General features: G+C 68.2%; 5 protein-coding genes. 2 read left to right on the top strand and 3 right to left on the bottom strand.

Features of this window, described 5'->3' with window-relative positions:
* Positions 1 to 1,319, bottom strand: a 1,319-nt coding sequence (locus GVN21_RS10775) for a carboxylesterase family protein (RefSeq protein ID WP_166574739.1), incomplete at its 3' end; no start/stop codon positions are given.
* 72 nt (positions 1,320 to 1,391) lie between these two features.
* On the opposite strand from GVN21_RS10775, the gene GVN21_RS10770 reads away from it, so the two are divergent.
* Together GVN21_RS10770 and GVN21_RS10765 are read left to right on the top strand one after the other, a co-directional pair.
* Complete coding sequence (locus GVN21_RS10770; RefSeq protein WP_166574738.1) at positions 1,392 to 2,168, top strand: thiazole synthase; 777 nt, start codon at positions 1,392 to 1,394, stop codon at positions 2,166 to 2,168.
* Between the two features lie 39 nt (positions 2,169 to 2,207).
* A complete protein-coding gene (locus GVN21_RS10765; RefSeq protein ID WP_166574737.1) occupies positions 2,208 to 3,830 on the top strand; it encodes a hypothetical protein in 1,623 nt (540 codons plus the stop codon).
* A 6-nt stretch (positions 3,831 to 3,836) separates the two neighbouring features.
* Here GVN21_RS10765 and GVN21_RS10760 read toward each other — a convergent pair whose 3' ends face one another.
* Together GVN21_RS10760 and GVN21_RS10755 are read right to left on the bottom strand one after the other, a co-directional pair.
* The gene (locus GVN21_RS10760; RefSeq protein WP_166574736.1) at positions 3,837 to 4,598 is read right to left on the bottom strand and encodes a DsbA family protein; all 762 of its coding nucleotides are present in this window, start codon (positions 4,596 to 4,598) and stop codon (positions 3,837 to 3,839) included.
* A 21-nt stretch (positions 4,599 to 4,619) separates the two neighbouring features.
* Positions 4,620 to 6,029 carry a M48 family metalloprotease gene (locus GVN21_RS10755; protein ID WP_166574735.1) on the bottom strand — a complete coding sequence of 470 codons (1,410 nt, stop codon included), beginning with the start codon at positions 6,027 to 6,029 and terminating at the stop codon, positions 4,620 to 4,622.
* Between the last annotated feature and the right edge of the window lie 54 nt (positions 6,030 to 6,083).

Raw genomic sequence — 6,083 nt, 5'->3', positions numbered from 1 at the left:
GTGATCGACCCCTCCGCCGCCAGGGTCCCGAACACCAGCGGGATATCCAGCGTATGCGGCGCCCCCCACCGCCCTCCGTCCTTCGGCGACGCCCAGTCCAACTGATAAACAAACGCCGGCGACCCCTGCGCCGCCCGCAGCTCCGCCTCGACGATCGCCGCCCGCCACGACCGCGAAGCCGTGGTCGCCGCGAAGAACACATCGCTCGCCGAGTAGTCCGGATACAGCGCCCGATACCGCGCGATCACCACGTGCGGATCGATATCCACCCGCATGTTGGGGATCAGCTTCCCCGGCAGTTCCTCCCAGCTCAGCGCATACATCGCCGGATCGCTGAAGAACCCTCGCGTCTCGTCCTTCGTATTGCCGATCATCATCGGCACACCCGCGCTCTGTGCCGGCGCATCCGGATAGAAGGGGTGCCGCGTCAAACTCCGCTCATCCAGCACCGGCCCGAAATACAGCCCCCCTGACCCGATCACGGGGTCCACCGCCCCCAACGCCTCAACGATCCGCCCCGCTGGCATCCCCGCCAGCTCTTCGGGCCGCGCCTTCAGCGCCTCCAGCAGCGCCAACGTCCGCCGCGTCGCATTCCCCGGCCCCGAGGCGGTCAACTGCTGCCCGCTCATGGTCGCGGCCCGGTGGAACAGCCCCTTGGCCGCCGGCATCGCCATCAGGGTGGCGATCTTCGCCCCACCACCCGATTGCCCGAACAGCATCACCCGTGAAGGATCACCCCCGAACGCCGCGATATTGTCCCGCACCCAGCGCAGAGCCAGCACCAGGTCCAGCATCCCGGCGTTCCCGCCATCCTCGAACCCCGGGATCACGCGGTTCAGATACAGATACCCAAACGGCCCCAGCCGGTGGTTCAGGGTGACCACCACCACATCCCCCCGCGCCGCCAGCGCCGCCCCGTCATACAGCGGGCTGGACCCCGACCCGGTCATGTAGGCGCCGCCATGGATATAGACCATCACCGGCCGCTGCCCCGCGTCCGCCCCCGGCGTCCAGACGTTCAGGAAGAGACAGTCCTCCGACTGGTCGGGCTCCTGGCCCCGCTGAGGCGAGGCGTGGCCGAAGCCCTGGCAGGGCAGGGGGTCCCGCCAGGGCGCCGGTTGCGCCGGTGGCTGAAACCGGCGCGGCCCGGTGTCGGCGCCATAGCGAACACCCTTGAACAGCAGCAGGCCGCTCTCCCGCAGCCCCTTTACCGGTCCGGCCGTCGTCCGGACAACCGGCTCATGTCGCCTCGCCTGCGCTGGACCGGCCAGAGCGGCCGCGGCCAGGGAAAGAGTCGCCAGTCTGCGGGTCATCGTCATGCGGCCATGATACCGGTTACCTATGCTCCCGACAGCCTCCCCCTTTGCGGCGCGCTGGTGTAAGCCCCTCCCATGACCTCGACCGATACCTGGACCGTCGCCGGCCGCACCTTCAGCTCCCGCCTGATCGTCGGCACCGGCAAGTACAAGGACTACCAGACCAACGCCGACGCGGCCCGCGCCGCCGGGGCGGAGATCGTCACCGTTGCGGTGCGACGGGTGAACCTGACCGACCGCACCCAGCCGCTGTTGATGGATTTCGTCAAACCGGACGAGTTCACCTACTTGCCCAACACCGCCGGGTGCTTCACCGGCGAGGAGGCGGTCCGCACCCTGCGCCTGGCCCGCGAGGCCGGCGGCTGGTCGCTAGTCAAGCTGGAGGTCCTCTCCGACCCCAAGACCCTCTATCCGGACATGGAGGAGACCCTCCGCGCCCTGAAGCTGCTCGTCGCCGAGGGCTTCGACGTCATGGTCTATTGCACCGATGACCTGGTCTACTGCCGCAAGCTGGAGGAGGCGGGCGCGGCCGCCATCATGCCGCTGGGCGCGCCGATCGGGTCGGGCCTGGGCATCCAGAACAAGGTCAACCTGCGCCTGATCGTCGAACAGACCACCGTGCCCGTGCTGGTCGACGCCGGGGTCGGCACCGCCTCGGACGCCACCATCGGCATGGAGCTGGGCTGCGACGGCATCCTGATGAACACCGCCATCGCAGAGGCCAAGGATCCCATCCTGATGGCCAGCGCGATGAAGCACGCGGTCATCGCCGGCCGCGAAGCCTACCTGGCCGGCCGCATGCCCAGGCGGATGTACGCCGACCCGTCCTCGCCCCTCGCCGGATTGATCTGAACGGGCTAGCCTACGCCATCGATCAAGGGGGGCCGATCCATGAAAACCCAACTCATGCTCGGCGTCGCCCTGGCGCTGCTCATTCCCGCCGCCCAGACCCAGTCGGCCCCGGTGTTCGACCCGCTGGCCGTCTCGCCGATCTGCCAGAGCGAATCCGGCCCCGGCGGCCTGTCCACGCTGAAGGAACCGCCCGTCCTCACCGAAGGCTTCGGCAACAATCGTTGGGACGTTGCCGCCACCAATCCCGAGGGCCAGCGCTGGTTTGATTTCGGCCTCCAACTGGCCTGGGCCTTCGCCCACCAAGACGCCAAGGGCGCCATGGCCGAGGCTGTGAAGCGCGACGCGACCTGCGGCCTCTGCGCTTGGGGCTACGCTTGGGCGCTCGGCCCGACCATCAACTACGGCCTGGACGCCAAGCAGCTGACCGATGCCCGCGCCGCCGCCGTGAAGGCCCAATCCCTGCTGGCGAACGGCTCGGAGCGCGACCGCATGCTGGCCGCCGCCCTGGTCGCCCGCTACGCCCCCAAGGGCGGCGACAGGGCCTTCGCCAAGGCCATGCAGGCCATCGCCGCCAAGTACCCGGATGACAACGTCATCCTGACCTGGACCGCCGACGCCCTGATGATCGCCGAGAAGCCGGCCCTGGCCGTGCCGATCCTCGAAACCGTGCTGGCCCGCGATCCCAACCACGCCGGCGCGATCCACTTCTACATCCACGCCACCGAATGGATCGACCAGCCGGGCAAGGCCGAGAAGTACGCTGACGCCCTGGGCGGCCTCGCGCCGAACGCCAGCCACCTCATCCACATGCCGTCGCACACCTACTACCAGATCGGCCGCTATAAGGACGCCGCCCGGGTCAACATTGAGGCCATGGACGCCGACGCCGCCTGGCTGAAGAAGACCGGCGGGGAGGGCGACGCCTTCAAGATCGGCTACCACGGCCACAACGTCAGCTACGCCCTGGGCGGGGCGATGATGTCCGGCGACGCCGCCGCCGGCCTGCGCCTGGCCGACCACTACAGCAGTCTCAAGACCCCCAGCCCCTGGTCCAAGGCCAGCGCTAGCCGCGTCTGGTTCGCCTATGGCCGCTACGGCGAGATCGACAAGGTGCTGGCCATGCCGGCGCCGGACAACTCGATCCAGAAGGCTATGTGGCACTACGCCCGCGGAGAGGCCCTGGCCCGTCGCCGGGACTCCGCCGGCGTTCGCGCTGAAGCCGCCGCCATCCTCGCCGTGAAGGCCACCGTGAAGGCCGACGGCATGGGCGACTTTGTCGAGTTCGCCGACATCGCCCATGAGGTCCTGCTGGGCCGCGCCGCCATGCTCGATGGTTTCGCACCCCAGGCCGCCAAGCATTTCCGCAAGGCCGCCGAACTGCAGGAGCGGAAGCTGGGCGATCTGCGCGACCCGCCGCCCTGGTGGTACCCGGTCCGCCGCAGCTATGCCGCCGCCCTGCTGGCCGACGGCAAGATCGATCTGGCGCTCAAGGAGACTGACAAGGTGCTGGCCAAATGGCCGCACGATCCGTTGACCTTGCTGATCGCCTCCCGCGCCACCGCCCACAAGGGCGACCGCGACGCGGCTGAGGTGAAGCTGGCCGCCGCCCGTCGCGAGTGGGTCGGGTCGTCGCTGACCGACTTCGCGCCGGCCCTTCTCTGACGGGAATTACTTGCCGCTGAGGGCCTTGGCGATCGCCGCCTTCAGCTCTTCGGGCCGGGCGCCGCTGATGAAGTCGCCTTCGACGAAGAAGGCTGGGGTGCCGTCGATTCCGAGATCCTTGGCCAGGGCTCGGACGTCGGCCAGGTACTGCTGCTGCGGCTTGCTGGCTTCCAGGGCGCGCACCGAGGCGGGGTCGATGCCGTTGCGGCGCAGCAGGTCGTCCACCATCTCGTCGGTCAGCGGCTTGCGCGACATCATCTCGGCGTGGCTGTCGGCGAACAGACCCTTGTCGCCCAGCGCCCGCGCCGCGGCCGCCGCGTATTCCGAGGTCGGCCCGAAGTTGCCCAGGGTGAAGTCCTTGAACACGAAACGCACATTGGGATTCTGGCGCGCCATCTCCAGCACTTCGGGCGCCACGACCTTACAGTACCCGCAATTGTAGTCGTAGAACTGGACCACGGTGACCTTGCCGTTCGGGTTGATCACGAAGTCCCGCCGGTCGCGCTGAATCTTGACCTTGTTGGCCTTGAAGGCCTGTTCCGTCGCGCCCTCGGCCTCCGCCATCTGCTTCAGCTGCAGGGCGTTGGAGACCTCGATCAGAACCTCCGGATTCTCCAGCAGATAGGCCCGCACCTTGTCGCCGAACGCCTTGTCCACCGCGACCTTGGGCTCGGCAGCCTTGTCGAAGACGGACTTGGGCTCCTCCTTCCCGCAGGCGGACAGGCCGGCGGCCAGGATCAGGACGAGCGGGAAGGTCAGGCGGCGCATGGGCGGCTCTTATGGTGAGGGTCAGTTGCGCCCAACGGGCGGGTTGTCCTTGGCGAGGTCCTGCAGGTCCTCGCGGCTTGGATTGGCGGTCAGTACGATGTCGGTGGCCCGGCGCCAGCCGACGGTGTCCTTGGCCAGCAGGTCACGGGCCCGCATGGCGAACCCGCGCGCCTCGTTCATCCCGCCAAGGCTGTAGTAGTATTCGGCGGTGGCGAGCCGGGCGAGGCCCTCATCGCCACGGGCGTCATAGGCCTGGGCTAGCAGCCGCCAGGCGTCCGGGATCTCCTCGTCGAGCAGCGCCCGCTTCAATTCCTCGATCCCCTCGTCCCGCTTCACCGGATCGCCCAGGTTGATCAGGGTCTGGCCGAGGTTGATGCGCAGCAGGGGGGCGTTGGGCTTGAACTTGACCGACTGGCGCTGAGGGAATTCCGCCTCTTTGGTGCGGGCGAATTCGAACAGCATCTGGCCCTTCAGTTCCCACAGGTAGGCATTCTCCGGCTGCTCCGCGAGCAGGGCGTCGACCAGGCCGACGGCGCGGTTGACGTCCTTCAGCCGGTAGTAGGCGATCGCCCGGGCATAGCGGGCGGGGTAGCTCTTGTCCGTCTCGGGAAACTCGATCATCGCCTTCTGCGGCTGGGTGAAGGCGAGGATCTTGGCCTTCATCACCTTGTGCTGCTCAAGCTCGGCAGGGGTGTCGGTGACCTCGTAATACTTCGACTGCATGACCTTGGTCCGCAGCATCTCGATCCGGGTCGAAGACAGCGGGTGGCTGCGGAAGTAGGGGAACCGCCGGGCTTCCTGGAAGACTTCCTGGTAGCGGAACTTGTCGAAGAACTCGACCAGCCCCTTGCCCGACTGGCCGCTCTTTTCCAGGTAGCTCAGGCCCGCCTGGTCGGCCCGGCCCTCCTGCTCGCGGCTGTAGCCGAGGGCGCCCAGGGTGCCCATGTAGCCGGAGTTGCCGATCAGCATCGCGCCCGCGTCCGGCGCTCCGGCCAGCATGGCCAGCACGCCCAGACCCATGGTCAGCAGCATGGGCCGCAGGCCCGCGTTCTGCAGGTCGCCCGAGCGCATCGGGTGGGCCCCCGCAATGTGACCGGCCTCGTGGGCGATGACGCCCTTCAGCTGGTTGGGATTCTCGGTCTCCAGGATCAGGCCGGTGTTGTAGCCCATCACCTGGCCCTGGGTGGCGAAGGCGTTCAGCGTCTTGTCGCCGATCAGCAGGATGGTCACGTCCTCGGGGACCAGGCCGGCCGCCGCCAGCAGCGGGTCGGCCTGGGCGTGGAGGATTTCCTCGATCTCGGTGTCACGAAGCAGGGTGACCCGGTCCTGGGTCGACGCCGGAACGGCCGCCGTCAGGGTTACGCTGAACGCCACCGCCGCCGCGATCGCGGCGCGGATCGGCCGCCAAAGAGGGAATCCACGCGAGGTCATGAGCTAAGCCTACTCCGAAAGCGCCCCCGCGCGGAATCCAACTCTAGCTGGGGA

Origin of the sequence: Caulobacter sp. SLTY, from assembly GCF_009905535.1 — a bacterium.
Taxonomy (GTDB): Bacteria; Pseudomonadota; Alphaproteobacteria; order Caulobacterales; family Caulobacteraceae; genus Caulobacter.
The sequence above is the reverse complement of the archived record's forward strand: the minus strand, read 5'-3'. Positions and strand labels throughout refer to the sequence as shown.

Excerpts from the sequence above, each read along its gene's own strand:
- GVN21_RS10770 (WP_166574738.1), top strand. The coding sequence starts at position 1,392 with ATGACCTCGACCGATACCTGGACCGTCGCCGGCCGCACCTTCAGCTCC.
- GVN21_RS10765 (WP_166574737.1), top strand. The coding sequence starts at position 2,208 with ATGAAAACCCAACTCATGCTCGGCGTCGCCCTGGCGCTGCTCATTCCC.
- GVN21_RS10760 (WP_166574736.1), bottom strand. The coding sequence starts at position 4,598 with ATGCGCCGCCTGACCTTCCCGCTCGTCCTGATCCTGGCCGCCGGCCTG.
- GVN21_RS10755 (WP_166574735.1), bottom strand. The coding sequence starts at position 6,029 with ATGACCTCGCGTGGATTCCCTCTTTGGCGGCCGATCCGCGCCGCGATC.